This window comes from Streptomyces niveiscabiei (assembly GCF_033794345.1).
In the GTDB taxonomy this organism is placed as follows: Bacteria; Actinomycetota; Actinomycetes; order Streptomycetales; family Streptomycetaceae; genus Streptomyces; species Streptomyces niveiscabiei.
The window spans coordinates 192,831-219,326 of the sequence record NZ_JARAYJ010000013.1; the positions used below are offsets into that span (position 1 = coordinate 192,831).

Consider the following 26,496-nt stretch of genomic DNA (forward strand, 5'->3'; position numbering starts at 1 on the left):
ATCTTCGCGCGACGCGAGCTGAATTTGTTCATACGCAGGACCCAGGCGGCCGAGGCCGTCTGACACCCCCGGCTCGGAGGCCGGGGACCCGGTCCGTACCTCGTACGGCGGGCTGGGAAGCGGTCCTGTGGAAGACCTCCGACGATCACCAGGAGCCATTTAATGGCACGCGTTTCCGGTGTTGACATCCCGCGCGACAAGCGCGTGGAAGTCGCCCTCACCTACGTGTTCGGCATCGGCCGGACCCTCTCGCAAGAGACGCTGGCTGCGACCGGCATCAACCCCGACACCCGCGTCCGCGACCTGAGCGAGGAGCAGCTCGTCGCGATCCGCGAGTACGTGGACGCCAACATCAAGACCGAGGGTGACCTCCGTCGCGAGATCCAGGCCGACATCCGCCGCAAGGTCGAGATCGGCTGCTACCAGGGTCTGCGCCACCGCCGTGGCCTGCCCGTCCGCGGTCAGCGCACCAGCACGAACGCCCGTACCCGCAAGGGCCCGCGTCGCGCCATCGCCGGCAAGAAGAAGCCGGGCAAGAAGTAGTCCTCAGCGGACAACGCTTCATCAGCGGTCTTCGCTGTAGGACCGACCACCTCCCCGTAGGAGTTTGTAGATGCCCCCCAAGGGTCGTCAGGGCGCTGCCAAGAAGGTGCGCCGCAAGGAAAAGAAGAATGTCGCGCACGGCCAGGCGCACATCAAGAGCACGTTCAACAACACGATCGTGTCCATCACGGACCCGAGCGGCAACGTGATCTCCTGGGCCTCCGCCGGCCACGTCGGCTTCAAGGGCTCCCGCAAGTCCACGCCGTTCGCCGCGCAGATGGCCGCCGAGTCCGCCGCGCGTCGTGCGCAGGAGCACGGCATGCGCAAGGTCGACGTGTTCGTCAAGGGCCCGGGCGCCGGTCGTGAGACCGCGATCCGTTCCCTCCAGGCCACGGGCCTCGAGGTCGGCTCCATCCAGGACGTCACGCCCACCCCGCACAACGGCTGCCGTCCGCCCAAGCGTCGCCGCGTCTGATCTTCTGATCTGACGCAGGCCGCTTGGTCTGAGGATTTCGGGCGGTACGGCTCCGTAAAAGGGTCGTATCGCCCGTACCCTTGTAGTAACAGTCGGGCGTCAAATAGCGGGCGCCCACAACTGAAGGATTCACCACATGCTGATCGCTCAGCGTCCCTCGTTGACCGAAGAGGTCGTCGACGAGTTCCGCTCCCGGTTCGTCATCGAGCCGCTGGAGCCGGGCTTCGGCTACACCCTCGGCAACTCCCTGCGCCGTACGCTCCTCTCCTCGATCCCGGGCGCGGCCGTCACGTCCATCCGGATCGACGGCGTCCTGCACGAGTTCACCACCGTGCCGGGTGTCAAGGAGGACGTCACCGACCTGATCCTCAACATCAAGCAGCTCGTCGTCTCCTCCGAGCACGACGAGCCCGTCGTGATGTACCTGCGCAAGCAGGGCCCGGGTCTGGTCACCGCCGCCGACATCGCGCCGCCGGCCGGTGTCGAGGTGCACAACCCCGACCTCGTCCTCGCCACGCTCAACGGCAAGGGCAAGCTGGAGATGGAACTCACGGTCGAGCGTGGCCGCGGGTACGTCTCCGCCGTGCAGAACAAGCAGGTCGGTCAGGAGATCGGGCGTATCCCGGTCGACTCGATCTACTCGCCGGTTCTCAAGGTCACGTACAAGGTCGAGGCGACCCGTGTCGAGCAGCGCACCGACTTCGACAAGCTGATCGTCGACGTCGAGACGAAGCAGGCGATGCGTCCGCGTGACGCGATGGCCTCCGCCGGTAAGACGCTGGTCGAGCTGTTCGGGCTCGCCCGTGAGCTCAACATCGACGCCGAGGGCATCGACATGGGGCCGTCCCCCACGGATGCCGCCCTCGCCGCGGATCTGGCGCTGCCGATCGAGGAGCTGGAGCTCACGGTTCGGTCGTACAACTGCCTCAAGCGTGAGGGCATCCACTCCGTGGGTGAGCTGGTCGCGCGCTCCGAGGCGGATCTGCTGGACATTCGCAACTTCGGTGCGAAGTCCATCGACGAGGTCAAGGCCAAGCTCGCGGGTATGGGGCTTGCGCTGAAGGACTCGCCTCCCGGGTTCGACCCGACCGCCGCGGCTGACGCTTTTGGCGCCGACGACGACGCGGACGCGGGCTTCGTGGAGACCGAGCAGTACTAAGAGCTCGGGCCATCCGGTTCGTGCTTGGGTGCGGGTGCGCTGTGCTTGATCGCGCAGTTCCCCGCGCCCCTGACTCCGAGCTTCGCTCGGATCTCTGACAGGCGACCGTCTGCTCAGATACTGACCCCGGTACCTCGTACGGCCGGGGCAGACACCTCAGGAGAATGAAATGCCCAAGCCCACCAAGGGTGCCCGTCTCGGTGGTAGCGCTGCTCACGAGAAGCTGCTGCTCGCGAACCTTGCGAAGAGCCTCTTCGAGCACGGCCGGATCACGACGACCGAGGCGAAGGCGCGGCGGCTGCGGCCGTACGCCGAGCGGCTGGTGACCAAGGCGAAGAAGGGTGACCTTCACAACCGTCGCCAGGTGCTTCAGGTCATCACGGACAAGAGCATCGTCCACACGCTCTTCACCGAGATCGGCCCGCGGTACGAGAACCGTCCCGGTGGTTACACCCGCATCACCAAGATCGGTAACCGTCGTGGCGACAACGCGCCCATGGCTGTCATCGAGCTGGTCGAGGCGCTGACGGTCGCGCAGCAGGCCACGGGCGAGGCCGAGGCCGCCACCAAGCGTGCGGTCAAGGAAGCCGACGAGGCCAAGGCTGCCGAGGAGACCAAGGTCGAGGAGACCGAGGTCGCCGAGGAGTCGAAGGACGCGTAAGCGTTCGGCAGGCGTTGCGCGGGTCCGCTTCTTCACGGGAGCGGGCCCGTTCTCTTTTCCTGGGAGGAACTTTCCGTGAGCGATGACGTGCGGCCTGGATTCGTCCGGGTTCGGCTCGACCTTTCCTACGACGGCACCGATTTTCACGGGTGGGCCAAGCAGGCCGGGGGGAAGCGGACCGTGCAGGGGGAGGTCGAGGACGCGCTGCGGACCGTGACGCGGTCCGGGGACGTCACCTACGACCTGACCGTCGCCGGGCGTACCGATGCCGGGGTGCACGCCCGGGGGCAGGTCGCGCACGTCGATCTGCCGGAGGAGCTGTGGGGGGAGCACCGGGAGAAGCTGCTCAAGCGGCTGGCGGGGCGGTTGCCGAAGGACGTGCGGGTGTGGGCGCTCGCCGAGGCGGCTCCCGGGTTCAACGCGCGGTTCGCCGCTCTGTGGCGGCGGTACGTGTACCGGGTGGGGGATCAGGCCGGTGGGGTCGATCCGCTGCTGCGCAGTCATGTGCTGTGGCACGACTGGCCGTTGGACGTCGCCGTGATGGACGCCGCCGCCAAGTCGCTGGTGGGGGAGCACGACTTCGCCGCCTACGCGAAGAAGCGGGAGGGGGCGTCCACGGTGCGGGAGATCTTCGACTTCGGGGTGCGGCGGCGGGACGACGGGGTGGTCGAGGTCGAGGTGCGGGCCGACGCGTTCTGCCACAACCAGGTGCGGTCGATGGTGGGGGCGTTGCTGTTCGTGGGGGACGGGCACCGGGACGCGGGGTGGCCCCGGCGGGTGCTGGACGCCGGGGTGCGCGACAGTGCCGTCCACGTGGTGCGGCCGAACGGGCTGACGCTGGAGGAAGTCGCCTACCCGGCGGACGAGTTGCTCGCCGAGCGGCAGGTGCAGGCCCGCCGGGTGCGGGGGGCCGTGCACGTCGGCCGGCGAGGGGCTTCCTGAGGGGCCGGGGCGCGCTTACGGGGCGGTGGCCGCCTCCGCCGCCTGGGTCTCGCCGCGCCGGTTGATCTGCTGGAACGCGAACTCCGCGAGGGTGTCGCCCGCCGAGAAGACGGCCGTGTCGGTCTTCGTGACGTTCTTGCCGTTCGTGAAGCCCGAGACCGTGAAGTAGGCGTAGCGGCCGTAGGAGTTGGTCGTCGAGCGGCAGATCGCGCCGTTGCAGAAGGCGCCGATGCCGTTGCCGGTCAGCGGTTTCACGAAGCTCTTGTCGTCCGCGTCCTTCTTCGCCTTCAGCGCCTGCGCCTCGGTGTCGAAGACGGCCACGCCGACCGTCGTCGCTATGCCGTCCTTCACGTACGTGACGCGCATCAGGCGGGTGCAGCCGTTGTCCTTCAGGACCTTCGGGAGCGAGCCCTGGGAGCCGCTGTCGCAGGCGGGGCTGTCGGCGGACGGGCCCTTGCGGTATGTGCCGCCGGCGAGCGTGACCTGGGTGCCGGGGAAGAGGAGGTGCGGGCCGTTGGGCGCCGTGTCCTTCGCCTTGTCCGAGATGAACTCCTTCGGGTTCAGCGGCGGCGGGGCCGTCGTCGGCGCGAAGGAGGGGGCCGAGGAGGCGCTCGGCAGGTCGCCGGCCGCGGGCAGGGACGACGTCGGCTTGTTCGCCGTACCGCTGCCGTTCGCCGAGACCACGGCCATCGCCACGGCCGTACCGATCGCGACGGTCGCCGCGGCGCCGCCGCCGATCAGGAGGATCCGCTTGCGCTTGTTGCGCTTCTCCGACGACTCCGCGAGGGCGGCCCAGTCGGGGCCCGCCGGGCCGCCCGTGCTTTCGGGGGTCCACGGCTGCTGGGAGTTCGGTTTCCACGGATCCCACTGGGACTGAGGTCCCCCCTGCCCATAGCTCATGCGCCGCATCCTAGACGGGGCGACACACCGGTGGGGCGGCGTCGGGACGCTTTGAAACCCGCTCGCCCGCAGATGTCGTGTTTGGGTGTGAGGGAGGGCTCGTTTTGACCCGTCCGTGGGACGGCGGGTATTCTGCCTAGTCGTTGTGTATCGGCTTCCTCGTGTCCCTGCGAGAGGCCCTTACCTAGGTTCCCTGGAGCAGTTACCAGTGGGCGGCATACGGGCGGTGTCCCGGCATATTTGTCGTCCCCAGCTGCACGATCGCTTCAGTGATGCCATGTGTCAGCACCCATCCCTGAAGAAGAAGGCTGCTAAGTGCGTACGTACAGCCCCAAGCCCGGCGATGTGACTCGCCAGTGGCACGTCATCGACGCTCAGGACGTTGTCCTGGGCCGTCTCGCCAGCACCGCCGCCTCCATCCTGCGCGGCAAGCACAAGGCGATCTACGCGCCTCACGTCGACACCGGTGACTTCGTCATCATCATCAACGCCGACAAGGTGCACCTCTCCGGCAACAAGCGGACCCAGAAGATGGCGTACCGCCACAGCGGCTACCCGGGCGGTCTGCGTTCCGTCCGCTACGACGAGCTGCTGGACAAGAACCCGGAGAAGGCCATCGAGAAGGCCGTCAAGGGCATGCTCCCGAAGAACACGCTGGGCCGTCAGATGCTCTCGAAGCTGAAGGTCTACAAGGGTGACCAGCACCCGCACGGCGCGCAGCAGCCGCAGCCGTTCGAGATCACCCAGGTCGCGCAGTAATCCCGGCCACGCAGACCTTTCATCTAGCCAAGAGAATCTGAGGAAACACCGTGGCTGAGACCACCGCCGAGCAGCCGCTCGACAACGACGTCGACATCGAGAACGTCGACATCGAGAGCTACACCACCGAGTCCGAGGCCGTCCTGGAGGGCGACTACACCTCCGAGTCCCTCGCGGGCCGGTTCGGTGACCCCCAGCCGGCCGCCGGCCTGGGCCGCCGCAAGAACGCCATCGCCCGTGTCCGGATCGTCCCGGGCACCGGCAAGTGGAAGATCAACGGCCGCACCCTTGAGGACTACTTCCCCAACAAGGTGCACCAGCAGGAAGTCAACGAGCCCTTCAAGGTCCTTGAGCTCGAAGGCCGTTACGACGTCATCGCCCGTATCGCCGGTGGCGGTGTCTCCGGTCAGGCCGGTGCGCTGCGTCTCGGTGTCGCCCGTGCGCTGAACGAGGCCGACGTCGACAACAACCGCGGTGCGCTGAAGAAGGCGGGCTTCCTCCGCCGTGACGACCGTGCCGTCGAGCGCAAGAAGGCCGGTCTGAAGAAGGCCCGCAAGGCTCCGCAGTACAGCAAGCGCTAAACGCTCCGCTTGGGGGCGCCGAATTTCGTCTGCCGGTCCGGTTGTGGCTGGTCGCGCAGTTCCCCGCGCCCCTGGAGGGTGGCAGCTTCGCTGCCTACCCATCGCGCTTGTCCGAATGCCCCGGCGGCACGCCCGTGCTGTCGGGGCATTCGTTTATTGCTGCCTTGGGCGTATAACGGCACAAGACGCTCATAGGCTCATGTGATCGGATGATCTCCGTAAGTGACGCTTCCTCAGGAGGACAAGTGGGACGACTCTTCGGCACCGACGGCGTGCGTGGGGTGGCCAACGCGGATCTGACGGCCGAGATGGCGCTCGGTCTGTCGGTCGCGGCTGCTCATGTGCTCGCCGAGGCGGGTACGTTCGAGGGGCATCGGCCCACCGCCGTCGTCGGGCGGGACCCGCGGGCGTCCGGGGAGTTCCTTGAGGCGGCTGTCGTCGCGGGGCTCGCGAGTGCCGGGGTCGACGTGCTGAAGGTCGGCGTGCTGCCCACGCCCGCTGTGGCGTATCTCACGGGTGTGCTCGGTGCCGACCTCGGGGTCATGCTCTCCGCCAGCCACAACGCGATGCCCGACAACGGGGTCAAGTTCTTCGCGCGCGGAGGGCACAAGCTCGCCGACGAGTTGGAGGACCGGATCGAGGCCGTCTACGAGGCCCACCGGCACGGCGAGCCCTGGGAGCGGCCCACCGGGGACGGGGTCGGGCGGGTCCGCTCCTACGACGAGGGGTTCGACCGGTACGTCGCCCACCTCATCGGCGTCCTGCCCAACCGGCTCGACGGGCTGAAGATCGTCCTCGACGAGGCGCACGGGGCTGCCGCTCGGGTGTCGCCCGAGGCGTTCTCCCGCGCGGGTGCCGAGGTCGTCACGATCGGGGCCGAGCCCGACGGGCTCAACATCAACGACGGGTACGGGTCCACCCACCTCTCCAAGATCAAGGCGGCCGTTCTCTCCCACGGGGCCGACTTCGGGATCGCGCACGACGGGGACGCGGACCGGTGCCTCGCCGTCGACCACACGGGGGAGGAGGTCGACGGGGATCAGATCCTCGCCGTGCTCGCGCTGGACATGCGGGAGCGGGGGGTGCTGCGGGCCGACACCGTTGTCGCCACCGTCATGTCCAACCTCGGGTTCAAGCTCGCGCTGGAGCGGGAGGGGCTGTCCCTCGTCCAGACCGCCGTCGGGGACCGGTATGTGCTGGAGTCCATGAAGGAGCACGGGTACGCGCTCGGGGGTGAGCAGTCCGGGCACGTCATCATCCTCGACCACGCGACGACCGGTGACGGGACGCTCACGGGGCTCATGCTGGCGGCTCGCGTCGTCTCCAGCGGCAAGTCCCTCCGCGAACTCGCGGGCGTCATGCAGCGTCTGCCGCAGGTCCTGATCAACGTCCCCGACGTCGACCGGTCACGGGTCTCCACCTCCGCGGAACTCGCTGCGGCCGTCACCGAGGCGGAACGCGAACTGGGGGCGACGGGGCGGGTGTTGCTGCGTCCCTCCGGCACGGAGCCGCTGGTCCGCGTCATGGTCGAGGCCGCGGACCAAGGCCAGGCCCAGTCGGTGGCGTCCCGGTTGGCGGATGCGGTGAAGTCGGCGCTGGGGTAAGTGCCGGGTTCGGGAGGGGTAGGGATGGGGGGTGGCGGGGTGCGGGCGCGCTGTGGCTGGTCGCGCAGTTCCCCGCGCCCCTGAAGGACAGGGTTCCGTTCGGTGGTTGGGCGCGGGTGGATTGTGGTTGGTCGCGCTCGCGCGGCGGTAGCCGCATACGGATACAGTCCCGTGCCCCTGAAAAGACGGGGTGCTGCGCCGTGGTCGAGTGCGGGTGAGTTGTGGCTGGTCGCGCTCGCGCGGCGGTAGCCGCACATGGATACGGCCCCGCGCCCCTGAAGGACAGGGTTCCGTTCGGCGGTTGGGCGCGGGTGGATTGTGCTTGGTCGCGCTCGCGCGGCGGTAGCCGCACATGGATACGGCCCCGCGCCCGCAGTTGAGTGCCGGTCTGTGCCCGGGCTTTTAGGGGCGCGGGGAACTGCGCGATCAGCCACGACGCGCCCGCGGTCAACTACCGTCCCCCGCCCACCCCTTGTCTTCTCCACAGCCACTTCTGTACCAGCAGTGTTGCTACTCCTGCCAGGACGATGCCCAGGAGGTTCAGGAGGAGTTGGAGGGTGGAGCCCCAGGTCTGGCTGGGGTCGTTGTAGGTGAGGGCTACTGCTGCGTTGGCTGCTGCGGGGACTGTGGTGACCGAGATGGCTACGCCTACCAGGGCGCCGGATTTTGCTGAGGTGAGGGAGAGGGTGCCTGCTGCGCCGGCCAGGAGGGCTACTACGAAGCTGAAGGCGTCCGGGGCGTAGACGAAGGCTGTGTTGGGGCGGTCGCCCTCCAGGTCGGACTCGTGGAAGAGGTTCGCCGCGTTCATGAGCCAGCTGAAGGCGACGGTGAGGAGCATGGCTACGGCGAAGCCGACCAGGAGGGCGGTCAGGGCGCGGAGGGCGAGGCGGGGGGCCTTGCGGACGATGGAGGTGGAGAGGGCCGCCAGGGGGCCGAACTCCGGGCCCACCGCCATGGCGCCGACGATGAGGATCGCGTTGTCGAGGACGACTCCGCATGCCGCGATCATCGTCGCCAGCGTGAGGAACGCGACGTAGGTCCAGGAGAGGGTCGACTCCTCGTGGGTCGCGTCGGTGAGGTGCTCCCACAGGACCGCGTCCGCGCCCTCGCCCGGCGCCTCCGCTTCCGCCTTGTCCGCGCGGAGGGAGAGGGAGAGGTCGATGTTCTCGACGGCGATGGATCCCGTGCGGTCGAGGCCGAGGCCCTGGAGGGCCGTGAGGAGCCCGTCGCCGGCCTCGCGGGCGACGTCGCACAGGACGACGTCGCCGAAGGGGTTGCGGGCGGCGCCGGGGAGGACGACGAGGTGGGTGGTGCCCACCGTCTTCTCGATGAGGCGGACCGCGTCGTCCGTGGTGTCCGGCGGGGTGATGAGGCGCAGGTGCAGCATCGGCGGCCTTCAGAGTTTGCGCAGGTGCAGGCGTTGGACCTTGTGGTCGGGGCCTTTGCGGATGATCAGGGTCGCACGGCCGCGGGTGGGGGCGATGTTCTCCAGGAGGTTCGGCTTGTTGATGGTGCGCCAGAGGGTGCGGGCGTAGTCGAGGGCCTCGGGCTCGGAGACCTGCGTGTACTTGCGGAAGTACGAGTCGGGGTCCTGGAAGGCCGTCGCCCGGAGTTTGCGGAACCGGTTGAGGTACCAGCGCTCGATGTCGTCGGCGGCGGCGTCGACGTACACGCTGAAGTCGAAGTAGTCCGCGAGCCCGACCCTGGTCCGGCCGTCCGTGCCGGGGAGGGCCGGCTGGAGGACGTTGAGGCCCTCGACGATGAGGATGTCGGGGCGGCGGACGGTCAGTTTCTCGCCGGGGACGATGTCGTAGATGAGGTGGGAGTAGACGGGGGCCGTCACCTCGTCCTTGCCCGCCTTGATGTCGGCGACGAAGCGGGTGAGGGCCCGGCGGTCGTACGACTCGGGGAAGCCCTTGCGGGACATCAGGCCCCGGGCCTCCAGTTCGCGGGTGGGCAGGAGGAAGCCGTCCGTGGTGACCAGTTCGACGCGGGGGTGTTCCGGCCAGCGGGACAGGAGCGCCTGGAGGAGACGGGCCACCGTGGACTTTCCTACGGCGACCGAACCGGCGACGCCTATCACGAACGGCGTACCCGACTGGGAACCCCGTTCGCCCAGGAACGTGTTGAGGGCGCCGCGCAGGCCGTCCGTGGCGCCGACGTACAGGTTGAGCAGGCGGGAGAGCGGGAGGTAGATGTCCCGCACCTCGTCCAGGTCGATGACGTCGCCGAGGCCGCGCAGCTTCTCGACCTCCTCCGCCGTCAGCGACAGGGGGGTTTTGTTCCGCAGCGCGCTCCACTCGGAGCGGGTGAGGTCGACGTAGGGAGTCGCCTCCGGCCTGTGCCGGTGGGCGCTCCGGGGGATCGGGGAGACCGGAGAGATCACATTCCATTGTTAACGGAGTTTGAACGGGGCGGGAGGTGGGGTCCGTCACGCCGGGGGATCGGGCGCGTACAACCGTTCCTGTGTGCCGGCTGTCCAACGGGGCACTTCGGGCTGCATGGGAGATGAGGGGGCGCGGTATGCGTGGCGGGTCGGGAGTGGTGAGAGGGCTCGTGGTGGGGGCCGTCGCGGTGCTGGTGGGGGCCGTGGGGGTGACGGGGGCCGGGGCGGACACGGCGTCGCCGTCGCCGTCGGTGTCGCCGTCCGTGTCGCCGTCCGTCCCGGGGGCGCCGTCCGGGTCGCCGTCGCCCAGCGGGTCGCCGTCCGCGCGGGCCGCCGGTCCCGTGGACGTGCGGCTGTCGATCGGCTTCCCGCCGGGGGACATCCTGCCGGGGAGCAGGGCCTACCTCAGGGTGAACGCGGACATCGTCAGCGGGGCGCCCCGGACGCTGAAGGCGGTCATCCAGGTGCCGGTGGGGATGGAGTACTACTCCACGCTGGGCGACCACGACGAGACCAAGGAGTGCGCGAACTCCGCGGACAAGCGGACCGTGACCTGTACGTCGCAGTACACGCCGGCGCGGAAGCTGTCGTACCGGCTCCAGATGCTCACCCAGGTGAAGCCCCCGGCCGATCTGAAGGTCACCGCCACGGCCTCCACCGGTGACGAGCCCGACGCGAACCCGGCCGACAACACGGCCTCGGCGACCCTCCAGGTGCGCACGGGCGCCGACTTCGGCGTCGAGTGGTTCCCGGAGCGGACGGCCGTGAAGGTGGGGGAGCACGTCTCCGCGAAGCTGGTCGTCACCAACCACTCCGGCCGGACCACGCGCGGGCCCGGCGGCGTGGAGATGTCGACCCTCGGCATCGGCTTCTGGCCCTACCAGTCACCCGGACTGCCCTGCTGGGCCGACAACGAGCACTGGATCTGCGAGTGGGAGAAGGCGTTCGCCCCCGGGGAGAGCCGTACCTTCACCTTCGGGTGGAAGTTCCCGAAGGAGACCGCCGGGAAGACGATGCAGGCGTGGGCCGGGATCCTCTACGACGACCCCGACGACCCGGACCACGGCAACGACAAGGACACCGTGGCCATCAAGGTCCTCAAGGCGTCCGGGACACCGAAGCCGACGCCGACCGTCTCCGAGTCCGCCTCGGCCTCCGCGCCCCCGCCCTCCGCCTCGCCCTCGTCCGACCCGTCCGGTGGGGGCAACCTCGCGTCGACCGGTGCCGGGGTCGGGCCCGGGGTGCTGGGGGCGGCCGTGGGGCTCGTCGTCGCGGGCGGCGGGCTGTTCGTTCTCGTCCAGGTCAGGAGGCGGGCGCGGTCATGATCGGGCGGAGAGGGTGGGTCGCCGCGGCGGCCGGGGTGGCGGTGGTGTCGCTGGCGGCGGGGCCGGTGGCGCGGGCTGAGGAGGGCCGGGCGGTGTCGCCGTCGGCCCCGGCCTCGGCGGCGTTGCCCTCGCCCTCGCCCTCGGTCTCGTCCTCGCCCTCGTCGCCCTCGGCCGGGGGGCCCGGTTCGCCGGAGCCGTCGCCGTCCGGGGCGGGTACGTCCGGTCCGGCGCCGTCCGTGTCGCCGTCTCCGTCCGGGTCCGCGTCGGGCGGGCGGGGCGAGGGGGAGCCTCGTATCGATGCCACCGCCCGGATGTGGCCCGACATCGGGACCGTCTGGGCCGGGGAGTCGTTCGGGATCTGGGCCATCGCCGAGAACCTCTTCGACACGACGCCGAAGCTCGCGCTGAAGCTGACGCTGCCCGAGGGGGTGACGTACGAGGGGAACACGTCCGGGCAGACCAACGGGACCTGTACGCCATCCGGCGCGCGGACGCTGACCTGTCTCGCGGACGACGGGAACACCCAGCAGGTCATGGCGAAGATCAAGGTCAGGGCCGATGCGGGGCTGCCGCCGATGACCGGCCTGAAGTTCACGGCGTCCGCCGACATCGGGGACGCGGCCGACCCGAACCCCTCGAACGACAGGGACGACTGGACGATCACCGTCATGGAGAAGGCCGATGTCGGGGTCGAGTGGAGCACGGCGCCCTCCGGGCCGGTCGCCGTAGGGACCGACGTACGGACCGTCTTCACCGTCACCAACCACGGGCCCGGGGTGTCGCGGAGCGGGACCGTGAAGTTCTACCCGGGGTTTGATCATTGGCCCACGGAGATGCCGGACTATCCGCCGTGCTGGGTCGATCCCGGGGTGATCATCTGTGACCGGATGGGGGATCTCGCGCCCGGCGAGAGCTTCTCGTACGCGTTCACGTGGAAGTTCCCGAAGAAGGCGGCGGGGACGACGTACCGGGTCCGGGGCGAGCTGTACACGGCCAGCCGGCACGATCCCGTCGCCGCGAACGACCAGGCGGAGGCGGTGTTCAGGATCGTGAAGGCGGGGGGTTCGGGCGGTCCGACGCCGTCGGCTTCCGCGACGCCTTCCGCAACGCCTTCCGTACGGCCCACGCCCGCGCCGTCGGTCGCCGGGGGCGGGGGGAGCCTCGCGTCCACCGGGGCCGGGGGGCTGGGTGCGGCCGGGTGGGGTGCGGTCGGGCTCGTCGGTGCGGGTGCGGTGCTGTTCGGAGCAGTTGGGACCAGGGCGCGACGACGTGTCCTGGAGGAGAGAGCCAGGGGAGACATCTGATGTACGCAAGAGGGGGTCGTGTCGCCGTCGCGGCCGGGGCGGTGGCGTTGACGCTGCTCGCGGGGCCGGGGGCCTGGGCGGCGCAGGGGGAGACGGGGGCTGGGGCCGGCTCCGGGGTGGGGGAGGTGCCGGGGACGGCGCCCGCGCCCGTGCCTGTGCCGGAGCCGGGGACCGAGCCCGCGCCGGGGACCGAGCCGGGGTCGGGTACGAAGCCCGAGCCGGAGCCGGGTACGAAGCCCGAGCCGGAGCCGGGTACGAAGCCTGTGCCCGAGCCGGGGACGAAGCCCGCGCCGGACCCGGGCACCAAGCCCGAACCGGTCCCGGGGACGAAACCCGCGCCCGAACCCGGGACCGAGCCCGCGCCCGAGCCGCTCGATGTCGAGGCGCGGCTGTACCCCGACGCGGACATCATCGCGCCCGGCCAGTCGCTCGGTGTCCGGGCGATCGCCGGGATCGAGTCGGGGAGTGTGCCGAAGGCCGGGCTGACGCTGACGCTGCCGCCCGGTGTCACGTACGTCAAGAACATCGACGACGCGACCAACGGGACCTGCAAGCCGTCCGCCGACGGCCGGAGCCTCAGCTGTATGCCGAACGGCGGGGTCGGGGCGGTGTCCGCGTACGTCGAGCTCAAGGTCGGCGCGGACGTCGCGCCTGGCACCGTGCTGACGTTCACCAACACCGTCGACATCGGGGACGCCGTCGACAGCAAGCCGGAGAACAACGTCAAGTCCGCGAAGGTCACCGTCCGCACGACCGCCGATCTCGGGGTCGAGTGGACGACCGTGCCGAAGGGGCCGGTGAAGGTCGGGCAGGAGGTGCTGACCGAGGTGACCGTGACCAACCACGGTCCCGGGGCGGCGCCGCTCGACGCGGTCAGCTTCTGGATGGGCTTCGACAACTGGCCCGTCAAGTCGCCCGGTTACCCGCCGTGCTGGGCCGACCCGGGGGTCCTGATCTGCGACGTCTTCCGGGAGCTCGCGCCCGGCGAGACGCTGAAGTACGCGTTCACGTGGAAGTTCCCGAAGAAGGCGGCGGGCACGACGTACAAGGTGCCGGCCGGCCTGTACTCGGGGAGCCCGCTGGACCCGAACAAGGCGAACGACAGCGACGAGCTGGTGTTCAGGATCGCGAAGCCGGGGAAGCCGAAGCCGCCCGGGACGCCGAAGCCCGGCGGCACGCCCACGCCCACGCCGACTCCGTCCACCTCCCCGTCGTCCGCGCCCTCGCCGGCCGGCGGCAGCGGGCAGCTCGCGCAGACCGGGTCCGGGGTGCCGGTCGCCGGGCTGACGGCCGGGGCGGGGGCGCTCATCCTGGTGGGCGGGGCGCTGGCCGTACGGCGGAGGCGTTCCTCGTAAGGCTGTCGTGTGGGGTGTTCCCGTCGGGGTGCGAAACCCCGGCGGGGCCGGGGGTCCGGGGGTGTCCCCCGGGAAGGCACAGCCCGATTTCGGGCACAGGAGAGCCTGTTTCGGTGCCCGAACCCGCTTAGGCTGCCGCGCATGTGCGGAATCGTGGGATACGTGGGGTCTCAGTCGGCGCTCGATGTCGTGATGGGGGGACTGAAGCGGCTGGAGTATCGCGGGTACGACTCGGCCGGGGTGGCCGTGCTCGCGGACGGGGGGCTCGCCGCCGCCAAGCGGGCCGGGAAGCTCGTCAATCTGGAGAAGGAGCTGGTGCGGGGGCCGTTGCCGGCCGGGGGGACGGGGATCGGGCACACGCGGTGGGCGACCCATGGCGGGCCCACCGACGCCAATGCCCATCCGCACCTCGACAACGCCGGGCGCGTCGCCGTCGTCCACAACGGGATCATCGAGAACTTCGCCGCGCTGCGGGCCGAACTCGCCGAGCGGGGCCACGTGTTGGCGTCGGAGACCGACACCGAGGTCGTCGCGCACCTGCTCGCCGAGGAGTTCTCGGGGTGCGCGGACCTCGCGGAGTCGATGCGGCTCGTGTGCCGGCGCCTGGAGGGCGCGTTCACGCTGGTCGCCGTGCACGCGGACGAGCCGGACGTCGTCGTCGGCGCCCGGCGCAACTCGCCGCTGGTCGTGGGGGTCGGCGAGGGGGAGGCGTTCCTCGCCTCGGACGTCGCCGCGTTCATCGCGCACACCCGGTCCGCGATCGAGCTCGGGCAGGACCAGGTCGTCGAGCTGCGGCGCGACGGGGTCACCGTCACCGGGTTCGACGGGGCGCCGGCCGCCGTCCGCTCGTACCACGTCGACTGGGACGCCTCCGCCGCCGAGAAGGGCGGGTACGACTACTTCATGCTCAAGGAGATCGCCGAGCAGCCGAAGGCGGTCGCCGACACGCTGCTCGGGCGGATCGACGCGGCCGGGTCGCTCGTGCTCGACGAAGTCCGGATCTCCGCCTCGGAGTTGAGGGAGGTCGACAAGGTCGTCATCGTCGCCTGCGGGACCGCCTTCCACGCCGGGCTCATCGCGAAGTACGCGATCGAGCACTGGACGCGGATTCCGTGCGAGGTGGAGCTGGCGAGCGAGTTCCGGTACCGGGACCCGATCCTCGACGCGCGGTCGCTGGTCATCGCGATCTCCCAGTCCGGGGAGACCATGGACACGCTGATGGCGCTGCGGCACGCCCGTGAGCAGGGCTCCAAGGTGCTGGCCATCTGCAACACCAACGGGTCGACGATCCCCCGCGAGTCCGACGCCGTGCTCTACACGCACGCCGGGCCCGAGGTCGCCGTCGCCTCCACCAAGGCGTTCCTGACGCAGCTCGTCGCCTGCTACCTCGTCGCCCTCTACCTCGGGCAGGTGCGCGGCACGAAGTGGGGGGACGAGATCCGGGCCGTCGTACGGGACCTCGCGGAGATCTCCGGGGAGGTGGAGCGGGTCCTCGAAACGATGGAGCCGGTGCGGGAGCTGGCCCGGTCGCTGGCCGGCAAGAACACGGTGCTGTTCCTCGGGCGGCATGTCGGATACCCCGTCGCGCTGGAAGGGGCCCTGAAACTCAAGGAGTTGGCGTACATGCACGCCGAGGGGTTCGCGGCGGGGGAGCTGAAGCACGGGCCGATCGCCCTCATCGAGGACGACCTTCCCGTCGTCGTGGTCGTGCCCTCGCCGCGCGGGCGGTCCGTGCTGCACGACAAGATCGTGTCCAACATCCAGGAGATCCGGGCGCGGGGGGCCCGGACGATCGTCATCGCGGAGGAGGGGGACGAGGCGGTCGTGCCGTACGCGGATCATCTGGTGCGGATTCCCGCTACGCCGACGCTGCTGCAACCGCTGGTCGCCACCGTGCCGTTGCAGGTGTTCGCGTGCGAGCTGGCGACGGCTCGGGGGAACGAGGTGGACCAGCCTCGGAACCTGGCGAAGTCGGTGACGGTGGAGTAGGGGGGCGGCGCTCGGCCCGCCGGGGAGTCCGGCGGGCCGTCGTTTTTCGGAGCGCCGGGGGAGGTCGGCGTTCTGGGCGGCTTGTTTGCGGTCAGGCGACCGTCATTCCGCCGTCCACCGGCAGGATCGAGCCCGTCACGTACTCCGCGCCGATCAGGTAGCGGATCGCCGTCGCGACGTCCGTCGGGTTGCCGACCCGGCCCGCCGGGACCGTGTCCGCCGCCGCCTTGAACTGGGCCTGCCTGGCCTCCTCCGGGAGGAAGGACCACCAGGGGGTGTCGACGGCTCCCGGGGAGACCGCGTTGACGCGGACCGGGGCGAGTTCCGTGGCCAGGGGGGAGACGATCCGTTCGATCGCGCCGTTCACCGCGGCCAGCGCGGTCGTGCCGGCCAGGGCCGAGCGGGCCGTCGCCGCCGAGAGGAGGGTGATCGAGCCGGTGACCTCGGCCCGCTGGATCGCGAACAGGTACGGGAACAGCTTGCCCTCGAACGCGGCGCGTACGTCGGCGAGCCGGACGTCGGCGAGGGGGCCGAGGCCCACCGCGCCGGGGCTGAACGCGAGGACCAGGTGGTCGATCGGGCCGGTCCGGGCGAAGAACTCCGCGACCTCGGTCTCGTCGGTGGCGTCCAGCCGTACCGCCGTCGCCGGGAGGCCGTGCGCGGCGTCGAGCCTCGCGGCGTCGCGGCCCGTGACGGTCACCTCCGCGCCGTCCGCCGCGAGCGCCTTCGCCGTGGCGAGGCCGATGCCGGAGGTTCCGCCCATGATCACAACACGCATGACAGTGCACCTTCTTTTCGGGACGTGGCGTCTCGTTTTTATATCGAGACGCGGCGTCTTGTAAAGTGGCGGGCATGACGGGTGAACGACGGCCGGGCAGGCCGCGCAGCGCGGAGTCGCGGGGGGCGGTGCTCGCGGCGGCCATGGAAGGGCTGCGGGAGCACGGGTTCGCCGCGCTGACCATCGAGGGCATCGCCGCGCGCGCCGGGGTGGGCAAGCAGACGATCTACCGCTGGTGGCCCTCGAAGGCGGACGTCGTCCTCGACGCGCTCCTTGACCGCGTGGAGGAGCGGATTCCCGTCCCGGACGAGGGATCGCTGGCAGCGGACCTCGCGGCGTTCCTGGCCGCGACGTTCCGGGAGAGCCATCACCGTCCGGTCCTGGTGGGGTTGATGGCTCAGGCCCTGCTCGACCCGGCCTTCGCGGCGGCTTTCCGGGAGCGGTTCCTGTTCAGCCGTCGGGCGGTGCTGCGGGAGTTGCTGGACCGGGCGGTGGGGCGGGGGGAGGTCGCGGGGGATGTGGACCCGGAGATGCTCATCGACACGGTGTACGGGGTGCTGTGGTACCGGATGATGCTGGACCACGCGCCCCTGGACGAGGCGGCGAGCCGGGAGTTGGCGGCGTTGGTGGTGAAGGCGGCGCGGTGAGGCGGGGGTTGGGCGGGGTGCCTCTGCGTGCTACCCGTTCACGTCCCGCCACGCCCTCGGCAGCAGCTCCGCGACCTCGTACGCCGTCGTCGGCGCCCCCTTCGCCGCGAACCGGCCCGCGAGGCCGTGCAGGTACGCGCCCGCGCTTGCCGCGTCCAGCGTCGACAGGCCGGCCGCCAGGAGGGAACCCGTCAGGCCGGAGAGGACGTCGCCGCTGCCGGCGGTGGCCAGCCAGGGGGTGCCGGTGGGGTTCACCCGGACGGGGCCTTCCGCGTTGGTGACGAGGGTGGTCGCTCCCTTGAGGAGGACGGTCGCTTCGTAGCGGGACGCCAACTCCCTTGCCGCTGACAGGCGTTCGGACTCCACCTGGTCCCGGGAGACGCCGAGGAGGGCTGCCGCCTCGCCCGCGTGGGGCGTGAGGAGGGTGGGGGCCGTGCGGCGGCGTACCGTTGCCGGGTCCGCGAGGCGCAGGCCGTCCGCGTCGATCAGGACGGGGACGTCGTCCAGGGCGAGGATCTCGGCGACGGGGCCCGCGTCGTCGCCGGCGCCCGGGCCCGTCACCCAGGCCTGGACGCGGCCCGCGTTCTTCGGGCCCCGGTCGGTGACCAGGGTCTCGGGGAAGCGGGCGAGGACCGCGTCCCCGGCGGGGCCGACGTACCGTACCGCCCCCGCGCCGCCCCGCAGCGCCCCGGCGACGGCGAGGACGGCGGCGCCGGGGTAACGCCCCGAGCCCGCCGCGATGCCGACAACTCCCCTGCGGTATTTGTCACTTGACGCGCCGGGCCAGGGGAGGAGGCGGGCGACGTCGGCGTGCTGGAGGGCCTCCGCGTCGGCCTCCTCGGGCAGGTCGAGGCCGATGCCGACGAGGCGGACGACCCCGGCGTACTCCCGCGCGGGGTCGATCAGCAGGCCCGGCTTGTGCGTCCCGAACGTCACCGTCAGGTCGGCGCGGACGGCCGCGCCGGGCACCTCGCCGGTGTCCGCGTCGACCCCGCTGGGCAGGTCGACGGCGACGACGGGAACGCGGAACTCCTCGACGAGGCGGACGACGTGGGCCGCGTCCTCCCGCAACCCGCCCCGGCCGCCGATCCCTACGATGCCGTCGACCACCAAGTCGGCATTCCCGAGGGCGAGTTCGGCGCCGTCCAGCCCCGCGACCCGGCCCCCGGCCCGGACCAACGCCCGCAGTCCCCCCTCGTGCGCCCTCAACGGCGACAGCAGCACCGCCGTCACCCCCGCGCCCCGCCGCGCGAGCCGTGCCCCCGCGTACAGCGCGTCACCCCCGTTGTCCCCGCTCCCCACCAGCAGCACGACCCGCCGCCCGTACACCCGCCCCATCAACTCCCCGCAGGCCACGGCGAGTCCGGCAGCCGCCCGCTGCATCAACGCCCCCTCGGGAACGCGGGCCATCAGCTCGCCCTCGACCCGCCGGACGGTCTCCACGCGATAAGCAGTACGCATACGCCCAGTCTGCCTCCCCGCCGGGAAAACCCCTTGCGCCTGCGCCGCACCCCATGGCTACCATCACCCCGATGACTACCTCTTCTCTTGTGAGATTGGGGGCCCCGTCCGCTCAAGGTGAGTGCTGATGGCACACCACCTCACGGACGGCACCCTCTTCTGGCCGCGCGTACGCCGTTACGCCGTACCGCCCGCCATGATCAAGACCGCGACGGCCCGCCGGGAGACCGGCGACTGGGCCGGCGCCTGCGCCGCGGCGCGCGTCGAGGTGGACCTGGAACTCGGGTCCGCGAAACGCGCGTACGGCACGGCACTGGTATCCCGACTCCGGGCGGATCTGCGGCACTTGGCGCCCGATCTGCTGCGCTGGCACATGCCGAGAACCGCACCGGACGGCCTCCTGAGACCCGCGCTGACGATCCCGCTGGCCCGGTACGACACGGACGGCCGCGCTCTGTGGCTCGTCGTCCGCACGCCGCCCGCCTGGGCGGACGCGGGCCAGCGCATGAGCCTCGCCCTGTGGGACGGGAACCTCGCCGGGGACGCGTTGGCCCGGCGCCATCCACACCCCCACCCCAGCCGACGCTTCCGCCTCGACCTGCACCGGCATCTGTGGGACGCCCGCAGGGCCGGTGAACTGGCCGACCGCGCGACCGCCGACGACCAGCACGCGACGCGCCGCTGGTACGCCGAGGCCGCCCTCCTCCTGGACGCCGAGGGGCTTCCGGCGGGGCCGGTGGAGGTGCGGACGGGCGGGCGGCGGAGGGTGGTGGACACGCGGGAATCGCCGCCGGGGGGTGAGGGGCGGGGGTTCGCGCCGGATGCCGGATCGGCGGGCGGGGTGGGCGAGTTCGTGGCGTGCGTCGGATCGGCGGGGTGTGCGGGCGGGTTCGCGGCGTATGTCGGATCGGCTGGGTGTGTGGGCGAGTTCGCGGCGTGCGTCGGATCGGCTGGGCGTGCGGGCCAGTTCGTGGCCTGCGCCGAACCTCCCGACGGGGTAAGCGAGTTCGCCTCGTACGCCGAACTTCCAGCCCCCGTAAGGCAGTTCACGCGTCCCTCGCGCGCCACACCCCTCCCCCTCCTCCCCGACGCCTCCACCCACCCCCTCCCCGACCTCGTCCTCCTGCGCGCGGGCGCCCTCGACGCCGGGGATCTGCATCCGCTCGTCGCCGACGCGTTGGCCCCCGGGCGTGCCCGGCCCTCCGAGCCGGCGTCCGATCAATCGCACCGCTTCGTCGACTGCCGGGGCGAGCGGCACCGGATCGGCTTCGTCGGCGGGGTGCTCGCGCCGCTCGATCACGCGCCCGAACAGCTCCGCAGGGAGGAGCTGTTGACGGCGCTCAGTGGAACTCCCTTGCCCTGTCTGCGGGTTATCGACGAGGCGCATCGGCGGCCGGACTGCCTGACCGGCGTCCGGGAGCGGCTGGAACACGGGGACACGGCCGGTGCGCTCGCGGTCGTGGAGGAACTCCTCGGCCCTGACGCGGTGTTGAGGGACGGCCCGCTCAAGGACGCGCTGGCGGAGGCGGCCGAGCGGCGGGTCGTGTACGGGCTGTACCGGGCGGGGTTGAGCGAGGACGCGCCCGAGCGGAGGCGGGAGCAGCGGACCGGGCGGAGGAACCGGCCCCGACGGTCCGGGCGCCGGCCCCGGCCCAAGAAGTAAGCCCCGCCCAGCAGTTCAGCCCTCCCCTCCCCTTCCCTCCCCTCCCCTTCCCTCCCCTCCCCTTTCCCCCCTCCCCTTTCCTTCTCTTTCCGGTCCGCGTGGGCCCCTCTCCCCGAAACGGTGATCACTCATGCCCGAAAACACCCAACTCTCCCTCGCCGACGAGCTGTTGGCCCTGCTCTCCGACACCCGCACCGAACCCCGCCCCGACCTCCAGCTGGAGGCGTTGACGCTGGCCGTCGCCGCGGATCTCCCCGTCCTCCTGTGGGGTGAGCCCGGCATCGGCAAGACCGCCGCGCTCACCCAGCTCGCGGAGTCCCTGGACCTCCCCCTCACGACCGTCATCGCCAGCGTCCACGAGCCCTCCGACTTCTCGGGGCTGCCCGTCGTCGGTGACGACCCCGCCGTCCAGGGCGTTCCGATGGCCCCGCCGGACTGGGCGGTCCGGCTGGTGCGCGCCGGGAAGGGGCTGCTCTTCCTGGACGAGCTGTCCACCGCGCCGCCCGCCGTCCAGGCCGCGCTGCTGCGGCTGGTGCTGGAGCGGCGGATCGGTACGTTGCGGCTGCCGCCCGGCGTACGGATCGTGGCCGCCGCGAACCCGAGGTCCTCGGCGGCGGACGGGTGGGAGCTGAGCGCTCCGCTCGCCAACCGGTTCGTGCACCTCCAGTGGGTGCACGACCACGAGGTCGTCGTACGGGGGCTCGGCGGGACGTGGCCGCGCGCGAGCCTTCCCGTGCTCGACGCCGGGCGGCTCGCCGAGGCGGTCGCGTACGCGCGGCGCGCCGTGTGCGGGCTGCTGGAGGTGCGGCCCAAGCTCGTGCACCAGCTGCCCGGCGCCGAGACCCGGCGGGGCGGTGCCTGGCCCTCGCCGCGCAGCTGGGACATGGCGCTGCGGCTCACCGCGTTCGCGCGGGCCGCCGGGTCCTCCCGGGAGGTGCTGTCCTTCCTCGTGCGGGGAACCGTCGGCGACGGGCCCGGCCTCGAACTCCTCGCCTGCGTCGACCGCATGGACCTCCCCGACCCGGAGACGGTCCTCGCGGACCCGGCGAACGCCGAGCTGCCCCGCCGGGGCGACCTCCGCCAGGCCGTCCTGGACGGCGTCGTCGAGGCGGTCCGCAACCGGCCGACCCGGGCCCGCTGGGACTCCGCGTGGTCGGTCCTGGTCCGCGCGCTGGAGACGGGCGCACCGGATCTGGTCGTCGTCCCCGCGACGACCCTGGCCTCCCTGCGGCAGGAGGAGTGGGAGGTCCCGGCCGAGATCGAACGGCTCGCCGGGGTGGTGGAGCTGTCGCGGGGCGCGGACCGGGTGACGGCACGGGTGAAGAGCAAGGAGAAGGCGGGGGTGGGGCGTTGAGGGGGGAGCGGGGGGAGGGGGCGGACGTGACTTCGACGCCGGGGGAGAGCCGGACGGGGGGTCGGGTGGCCGGTGAGTCCTCGGCGCCGGAGCAGGATGCGGGTGGGGCGGTGATTTCGACGCCGGACCCGGACCGTACGCCGGATCAGGTGGCCGGCGAGACCCCGGCGCCGGCGCACATCCCCGCGCCGGACCAGGCAACCGGCCTGCCCCCGGCGCCGGTTCGCGGCCTCACCCCCGTACAAGGCCGCCCCCTCACCCCCGTACCAGCCCGCCCCCTCGACGCCGACAAGCTCTACACCGCCCGGCTCCAAGCCGCCCGTGCCCGGCCCTACCTCGCCTCCGCGCTGTTCGCGCTGCACGTCGTCGCGTCGGAGAGCGTGCCGACGATGGCCGTGGACGGTCACTGGCGCTGCTACGTGTCGCCGGGGTTCGTGGAGCGGACGCCGGTGGAGGAGCTGGCCGGGGTGTGGGTGCACGAGGTGTCGCATCTGCTGCGGGACCATCACGGGCGCGGTGACCGGTTCGCGAAGCGGCAGGGGCTCGACGGGCCGGGGGAGCGGCTGCGGATGAACATCGCGGCGGACATGGAGATCAACGACGACATCTACGGCGACGGGCTGGCCCGCCCGGCGGACGCGGTGACACCGGGGTCGCTGCGGCTGCCGACGGGACTCCTCATGGAGGAGTACCTGCGCCGGTTCCAGCTCAAGGCGTACGGCGACATCGCCTGGCTCGACTGCGGCAGCGGCGCGGACGGCCGCCGGCGCGGGTGGGACCTCGGCGCGGACGGTGCCGAGGGACTCACCCCGCAGCAGCGGGACGCCGTACGGTACCGGGTCGCCGAGGCGATCAAGGGACGGCCGGGGAGCGCGCCGGAAGGCTGGAAACGCTGGGCGCGGGACGCCTTCCACCCGCCCCAGCCCTGGCTGCGCCTCCTCGGCGCGGCGCTGCGCTCCGCCGTGTCCGGCGCGGGCGCGGGCCAGGACTACACGTACGGCCGCCCCTCGCGCCGCGCGTCCTCCCTCCCCGGCCTCGTCCTGCCCAGCCTGCGCCGCCGCCCGCCCCGTGTCGCCGTCGTCATCGACACGTCCGGCTCGGTCAGCGACGCGGAGCTCGGCAGCGCGCTCCTCGAAGTCGCCGCGATCACCCGGGCGGTCGGCGGACGCCGCGACCTGCTCACGGTCGTGTCCTGCGACGCGGCGGCCCACGTCGCCCACCCCCTGTGCCGGGCGGAGGACATCCCCCTGATCGGAGGCGGCGGCACGGATCTCTGCGAGGGCTTCAAGGCGGCCCTGCGCACCCGCCCCGACGTGGTGGTGGCCCTGACGGACGGCCAGACCCCGTGGCCACCCCAGCCCGCCTGCCGCACAGTGGTCGGCCTCTTCCCGCGCACGGGCCGGGGCCGCTGGCGCGAGACGGACCCCGACTACGTCCCGGAGGGGCCGCCGGAGTGGGCGAAGGTGGTGGAGATCGGGTGAGGGGCCCCGGGGGAGACGAGCTGTGGTCCGATCGTCGTACCAGCGAAGCCGGGACCCCGTACGCCGTGCCGCCCCCGCCCCTGCCCCGCCCCTACCCCTCCGCGATCACCACCGCCGAGGCCACCCCCGCGTCATGGCTCAGCGACACATGCCACCCCGTCACCCCCAGCTCGGCGGCCCGTGCGGCGACGCTCCCCGTCACGCGCAGCCGGGGCCGGCCACTGGGCTCGACGTACACCTCCGCGTCGGTCCACAGCAGCCCCCCGGGCGCCCCGAGCGCCTTCGCCAGGGCCTCCTTCGCGGCGAAGCGGGCCGCGAGGGAGGCCGGGCCCCGGCGTTCGCCGTTCGGGAGGAGGAGTTCGCTGTCGAGGAAGAGGCGCGCGGCGAGTGCGGGCGTGCGTTCCAGGGAGGCCGCGAAGCGTTCGATCTCGGCCACGTCGATGCCGACTCCGATGATGCTCATGCCGAGCACCTTAGAGGTCACCTGGGCTGTTACTCTGCGGCGTCTTGAAACAGATGTACGAATCACGTCAGGGTGGGGACAGTGGGCGGCGCAGAGCCGAGTTTTGACAGGTACGACGACATCCCCGAGCTGATCCCGTTGCGGGAGGCGGCGCACGCGGGGGACTGGACCGCCGTGCGGGGCTTCTTCGGGCGGCTCGGGAGCGTGGACGACATGGTCACCGCGCTCAACTCCGTCGCCGAGACACCCGGCGCGGAACAGTGGCTGGAGCGCGCGGCGGCCGACTTCCCCGCCGACCCCCTGCCGAGGACCATCCTCGCGAAGCGGTACGTGATGATCGGCTGGGACATCCGCGGCGCCGCGTTCGCCAAGCACGTCTCCGGGGAGCAGTTCGACCAGTTCCACGCCTGGCTGCGGCGCGCGGAGCAACTGCTGATCCAGGTCTGCGCGGAGCAGCCCTCGTACGCCCCCGCCTGGTACATCCGCATCACCCTGGCCCGCGGCCTGGAACTCGGCGTCACCGAGGCCCGCCGCCGCTACGACCGCCTCCGCGCCCACCACCCGCACGTGTACGGCGCCCAGGCCGCCCTCCTCCAGCAGCTGTGCCCGAAGTGGGGCGGCACCTGGGAGGAGGCGCACGGCTTCGCCGCCGAGGCGACCCGCGAGGCCCCCGACGGCGCCCCGACCGGCGTCCTCGTCGCCGACGCGCACATCGAGCACTGGCTGTCGCTGGAGGAGCAGGGGGGACCGTACCTGCGCGGCGTGAACGTCCTCCAGGACCTGCGCAACGCCGCCGCCATCTCCGTACGGCACCCGGCGTACCGCCCCGACTTCTCCAGCGGCTACGCGCACGGCACCTTCGCGATGGCCTTCTCCCTCGGCGGTCACCACGCCGACGCCGCCCCCCACTTCGCCGCACTCGGCGACCGGGCCGCCGGCCCCTGGTCCTACCTGTCCGACCCGCAGGCCGCGTTCCGCAGGCACCGCAAGTCCGCGCGAGAGGCGGTCGCCCGATGAACAGCACGGTCACGCAGGGCATCCCGACGCTCTACGCACCCGGCACGTCGTCCGAGATCACCGCCGGCCTCATGTTCCGCGTCGGACGGGCCGACGAGACCCTCGCCACCGCCGGCCTCACCCACCTCGTCGAACACCTCGCGCTGCACCGCCTGGGCCTGTCCGACCTGCACTACAACGGGGCGACGGCCAACACGTACACCCTCTTCCACGTCACCGGCACCGAGGCCGAGGTCGTCACGTACCTCAACAGCGTCTGCGCGTCCCTGCGCGAACTGCCGCTGGAGCGGCTGGAGACGGAGAAGGAGATCCTCCGTACGGAGGCGGCGGGGCGCGGCGGATCGTCGCAGCTCCCCCTCTGGCGGTACGGGGCGCAGGGGTACGGCCTCAGCAGCTACACCGAGCTGGGCACCTGGAGCCTCACGCCGGACGCCGTCCGCTACTGGGCCCAGACCCGCTTCACCCGCGACAACGCGGTCCTCTGGCTCACCGGCGACCACGTCCCCGCCGGCCTCGACCTCACCCTCCCGCCGGGCACCCGCATCCCCGCGCCGCCCGCCTCAGACGCGCTGCCGGTCACCCCGGCGTACGTCCACGGCGACGACGGCACCGTCGTCCTGTCCGCCGTGGTCCGCCGCTCCGCCGCCGCCATGGTCTTCACCGACCTCTTCGGCCGCGCCCTCTTCCACGACCTGCGCCAGGAGGGCGGCTACTCCTACCAGGCCGACGCGGACTACTCCGTACGGGACGCGGCCCACGCCACGATCACCGCCTACGCCGACGCCCTCCCCAAAAAACAGGACGCGGTCACCGGCGGCTTCATCGACACCCTCGCCCGCCTGCGCGCGGGCACGATCACCCAACAGGAACTGGACTCCTCCCGGGCCCGGATCGCCAAGCAGTACGACGACCCCGGCGCGGGCCTCCTCCCCGGCAACGCGCTCAGCGTCCTCCTCGGCCGCCCCGTCCAGTCGGTCGACGAACGCCGGGCCGACCTGAACGCCGTCACCCTCGCGGACGTCCACGAAGTCGCCCAGGAGACCTGGTCCACCGCGCTGATGCAGGTGCCGGGCCGGGGCGTCGACTGGGCGGGCTTCACCCTCGCCCCCCAGTACTCCTCGACCACGGTCACAGGTACGACGCACCCCTCACCGGACGGCGTGACCCTGACGATCGGCCAGGAGGGGGTCTCCTTGTCCACCCCCCGAGGCCCCGTCACCGTCCACTACGCCACCTGCGCCGCCATGACCACCCGCCCCGACGGCTCCCGCACCCTCACGGGCCACGACGGCTTCTCGGTCACGGTCGAACCCACCCTCTACAAGGGCGTAACCCCCGACCGCATCGCCGCGATCGACGCCTCGATCCCGTCCCACCTGGTCGTCCACCTCCCGCCCCGAGACCCCGCGACGATCCCCCAACCCCGGCGAACGGCTCCCTCCACCCCCACGAAATCCACCCCCGGCTGGACAGCCGGCCTCTGGGCCCTCGGCCTGATATCCGCGTTCTGGGCCCTCCTGGCCGTGATCATCACCACCGACAGCACCTCCACGACGGACGTCATCGTCACGGTCTGGATCATGTGGGCCCCGATGGCGGCGGGAACCCTGGCGCTGTACCAGGCGAGACGCCTACGCCGCTGATCTTGG

General features: G+C 71.7%; 25 protein-coding genes. 18 read left to right on the forward strand and 7 right to left on the reverse strand.

What is annotated here, in order from left to right:
- Window positions 1–162: 162 nt before the first annotated feature.
- The 5 genes from rpsM (at window position 163) to truA (ending at window position 3,780) form a co-directional block, all read left to right on the forward strand.
- Entirely contained in the window at window positions 163–543 is a 381-nt protein-coding gene (gene rpsM, locus PV682_RS20465; RefSeq protein WP_055718827.1) for a 30S ribosomal protein S13, read from the forward strand.
- Window positions 544–613: 70 nt separating this feature from the next.
- Entirely contained in the window at window positions 614–1,018 is a 405-nt protein-coding gene (gene rpsK, locus PV682_RS20470; protein WP_055718826.1) for a 30S ribosomal protein S11, read from the forward strand.
- Window positions 1,019–1,154: 136 nt separating this feature from the next.
- The gene (locus tag PV682_RS20475) at window positions 1,155–2,177 is read left to right on the forward strand and encodes a DNA-directed RNA polymerase subunit alpha (RefSeq protein WP_003966937.1); all 1,023 of its coding nucleotides are present in this window, start codon (window positions 1,155–1,157) and stop codon (window positions 2,175–2,177) included.
- A gap of 169 nt (window positions 2,178–2,346) precedes the next feature.
- Complete coding sequence (gene rplQ / locus PV682_RS20480) at window positions 2,347–2,838, forward strand: 50S ribosomal protein L17 (protein WP_055718825.1); 492 nt, start codon at window positions 2,347–2,349, stop codon at window positions 2,836–2,838.
- 75 nt (window positions 2,839–2,913) lie between these two features.
- On the forward strand, window positions 2,914–3,780 hold the full coding sequence (gene truA, locus PV682_RS20485) for a tRNA pseudouridine(38-40) synthase TruA (protein ID WP_055718824.1): 867 nt from the start codon (window positions 2,914–2,916) through the stop codon (window positions 3,778–3,780).
- Between the two features lie 15 nt (window positions 3,781–3,795).
- Here the strand turns inward: truA and PV682_RS20490 are convergent, their stop codons facing one another.
- Entirely contained in the window at window positions 3,796–4,680 is an 885-nt protein-coding gene (locus PV682_RS20490) for a hypothetical protein (protein ID WP_319731815.1), read from the reverse strand.
- A gap of 315 nt (window positions 4,681–4,995) precedes the next feature.
- On the opposite strand from PV682_RS20490, the gene rplM reads away from it, so the two are divergent.
- From rplM to glmM, 3 genes are all read left to right on the forward strand, one after another.
- Window positions 4,996–5,439, forward strand: coding sequence for a 50S ribosomal protein L13 (gene rplM / locus PV682_RS20495; RefSeq protein ID WP_055718822.1), 444 nt, complete (start codon window positions 4,996–4,998; stop codon window positions 5,437–5,439).
- Between the two features lie 50 nt (window positions 5,440–5,489).
- The gene (gene rpsI / locus PV682_RS20500; protein ID WP_055718821.1) at window positions 5,490–6,020 is read left to right on the forward strand and encodes a 30S ribosomal protein S9; all 531 of its coding nucleotides are present in this window, start codon (window positions 5,490–5,492) and stop codon (window positions 6,018–6,020) included.
- A gap of 245 nt (window positions 6,021–6,265) precedes the next feature.
- Entirely contained in the window at window positions 6,266–7,624 is a 1,359-nt protein-coding gene (gene glmM, locus PV682_RS20505; protein ID WP_319731819.1) for a phosphoglucosamine mutase, read from the forward strand.
- A gap of 451 nt (window positions 7,625–8,075) precedes the next feature.
- Here glmM and PV682_RS20510 read toward each other — a convergent pair whose 3' ends face one another.
- Together PV682_RS20510 and coaA are read right to left on the reverse strand one after the other, a co-directional pair.
- Complete coding sequence (locus tag PV682_RS20510; RefSeq protein WP_319731821.1) at window positions 8,076–9,011, reverse strand: DUF389 domain-containing protein; 936 nt, start codon at window positions 9,009–9,011, stop codon at window positions 8,076–8,078.
- 9 nt (window positions 9,012–9,020) lie between these two features.
- On the reverse strand, window positions 9,021–10,010 hold the full coding sequence (coaA, locus tag PV682_RS20515; protein WP_319731823.1) for a type I pantothenate kinase: 990 nt from the start codon (window positions 10,008–10,010) through the stop codon (window positions 9,021–9,023).
- A 137-nt stretch (window positions 10,011–10,147) separates the two neighbouring features.
- Here coaA and PV682_RS20520 point away from each other — a divergent pair, with 137 nt between their 5' ends.
- On the forward strand, window positions 10,148–11,335 hold the full coding sequence (locus tag PV682_RS20520) for a COG1361 family protein (protein WP_319731825.1): 1,188 nt from the start codon (window positions 10,148–10,150) through the stop codon (window positions 11,333–11,335).
- On the opposite strand, the gene PV682_RS20525 is transcribed toward PV682_RS20520, so the two are convergent.
- Complete coding sequence (locus tag PV682_RS20525; protein ID WP_319731827.1) at window positions 11,313–11,639, reverse strand: hypothetical protein; 327 nt, start codon at window positions 11,637–11,639, stop codon at window positions 11,313–11,315. The two genes, PV682_RS20520 and PV682_RS20525, sit on opposite strands and share 23 nt — an antisense overlap.
- A 7-nt stretch (window positions 11,640–11,646) precedes the next feature.
- On the opposite strand from PV682_RS20525, the gene PV682_RS20530 reads away from it, so the two are divergent.
- The 3 genes from PV682_RS20530 to glmS all read left to right on the forward strand — a co-directional run bounded on the left by PV682_RS20530 (window position 11,647) and on the right by glmS (window position 15,983).
- The gene (locus tag PV682_RS20530) at window positions 11,647–12,639 is read left to right on the forward strand and encodes a COG1361 family protein (protein ID WP_319731829.1); all 993 of its coding nucleotides are present in this window, start codon (window positions 11,647–11,649) and stop codon (window positions 12,637–12,639) included.
- Window positions 12,639–13,994: a hypothetical protein gene (locus tag PV682_RS20535; protein WP_319731831.1), complete on the forward strand. Its 1,356-nt coding sequence runs from the start codon at window positions 12,639–12,641 to the stop codon at window positions 13,992–13,994. The genes PV682_RS20530 and PV682_RS20535 overlap by 1 nt, the downstream gene beginning before the upstream one ends.
- Window positions 13,995–14,135: 141 nt before the next feature.
- Entirely contained in the window at window positions 14,136–15,983 is a 1,848-nt protein-coding gene (glmS, locus tag PV682_RS20540) for a glutamine--fructose-6-phosphate transaminase (isomerizing) (protein WP_319731833.1), read from the forward strand.
- A gap of 91 nt (window positions 15,984–16,074) precedes the next feature.
- On the opposite strand, the gene PV682_RS20545 is transcribed toward glmS, so the two are convergent.
- A complete protein-coding gene (locus PV682_RS20545; RefSeq protein WP_319731837.1) occupies window positions 16,075–16,761 on the reverse strand; it encodes an SDR family oxidoreductase in 687 nt (228 codons plus the stop codon).
- Between the two features lie 74 nt (window positions 16,762–16,835).
- On the opposite strand from PV682_RS20545, the gene PV682_RS20550 reads away from it, so the two are divergent.
- Entirely contained in the window at window positions 16,836–17,408 is a 573-nt protein-coding gene (locus PV682_RS20550) for a TetR/AcrR family transcriptional regulator (protein WP_319731839.1), read from the forward strand.
- Between the two features lie 30 nt (window positions 17,409–17,438).
- On the opposite strand, the gene PV682_RS20555 is transcribed toward PV682_RS20550, so the two are convergent.
- A complete protein-coding gene (locus PV682_RS20555) occupies window positions 17,439–18,869 on the reverse strand; it encodes an NAD(P)H-hydrate dehydratase (protein WP_319731840.1) in 1,431 nt (476 codons plus the stop codon).
- A 127-nt stretch (window positions 18,870–18,996) separates the two neighbouring features.
- On the opposite strand from PV682_RS20555, the gene PV682_RS20560 reads away from it, so the two are divergent.
- The 3 genes from PV682_RS20560 (at window position 18,997) to PV682_RS20570 (ending at window position 23,367) form a co-directional block, all read left to right on the forward strand.
- Window positions 18,997–20,532, forward strand: a complete 1,536-nt coding sequence (locus tag PV682_RS20560; protein WP_319731841.1) for a hypothetical protein — start codon at window positions 18,997–18,999, stop codon at window positions 20,530–20,532.
- Window positions 20,533–20,662: 130 nt separating this feature from the next.
- A complete protein-coding gene (locus PV682_RS20565; protein WP_319731842.1) occupies window positions 20,663–21,886 on the forward strand; it encodes an AAA family ATPase in 1,224 nt (407 codons plus the stop codon).
- Window positions 21,887–22,035: 149 nt separating this feature from the next.
- Window positions 22,036–23,367 carry a vWA domain-containing protein gene (locus PV682_RS20570; RefSeq protein ID WP_319731844.1) on the forward strand — a complete coding sequence of 444 codons (1,332 nt, stop codon included), beginning with the start codon at window positions 22,036–22,038 and terminating at the stop codon, window positions 23,365–23,367.
- A 91-nt stretch (window positions 23,368–23,458) separates the two neighbouring features.
- Here the strand turns inward: PV682_RS20570 and PV682_RS20575 are convergent, their stop codons facing one another.
- On the reverse strand, window positions 23,459–23,830 hold the full coding sequence (locus PV682_RS20575; protein ID WP_319731846.1) for a holo-ACP synthase: 372 nt from the start codon (window positions 23,828–23,830) through the stop codon (window positions 23,459–23,461).
- 81 nt (window positions 23,831–23,911) lie between these two features.
- On the opposite strand from PV682_RS20575, the gene PV682_RS20580 reads away from it, so the two are divergent.
- Together PV682_RS20580 and PV682_RS20585 are read left to right on the forward strand one after the other, a co-directional pair.
- A complete protein-coding gene (locus PV682_RS20580; RefSeq protein ID WP_319731848.1) occupies window positions 23,912–24,847 on the forward strand; it encodes a hypothetical protein in 936 nt (311 codons plus the stop codon).
- Window positions 24,844–26,490: a M16 family metallopeptidase gene (locus PV682_RS20585; RefSeq protein WP_319731849.1), complete on the forward strand. Its 1,647-nt coding sequence runs from the start codon at window positions 24,844–24,846 to the stop codon at window positions 26,488–26,490. Before PV682_RS20580 ends, PV682_RS20585 begins: the two co-directional genes overlap by 4 nt.
- The last annotated feature ends 6 nt before the right edge of the window (window positions 26,491–26,496 follow it).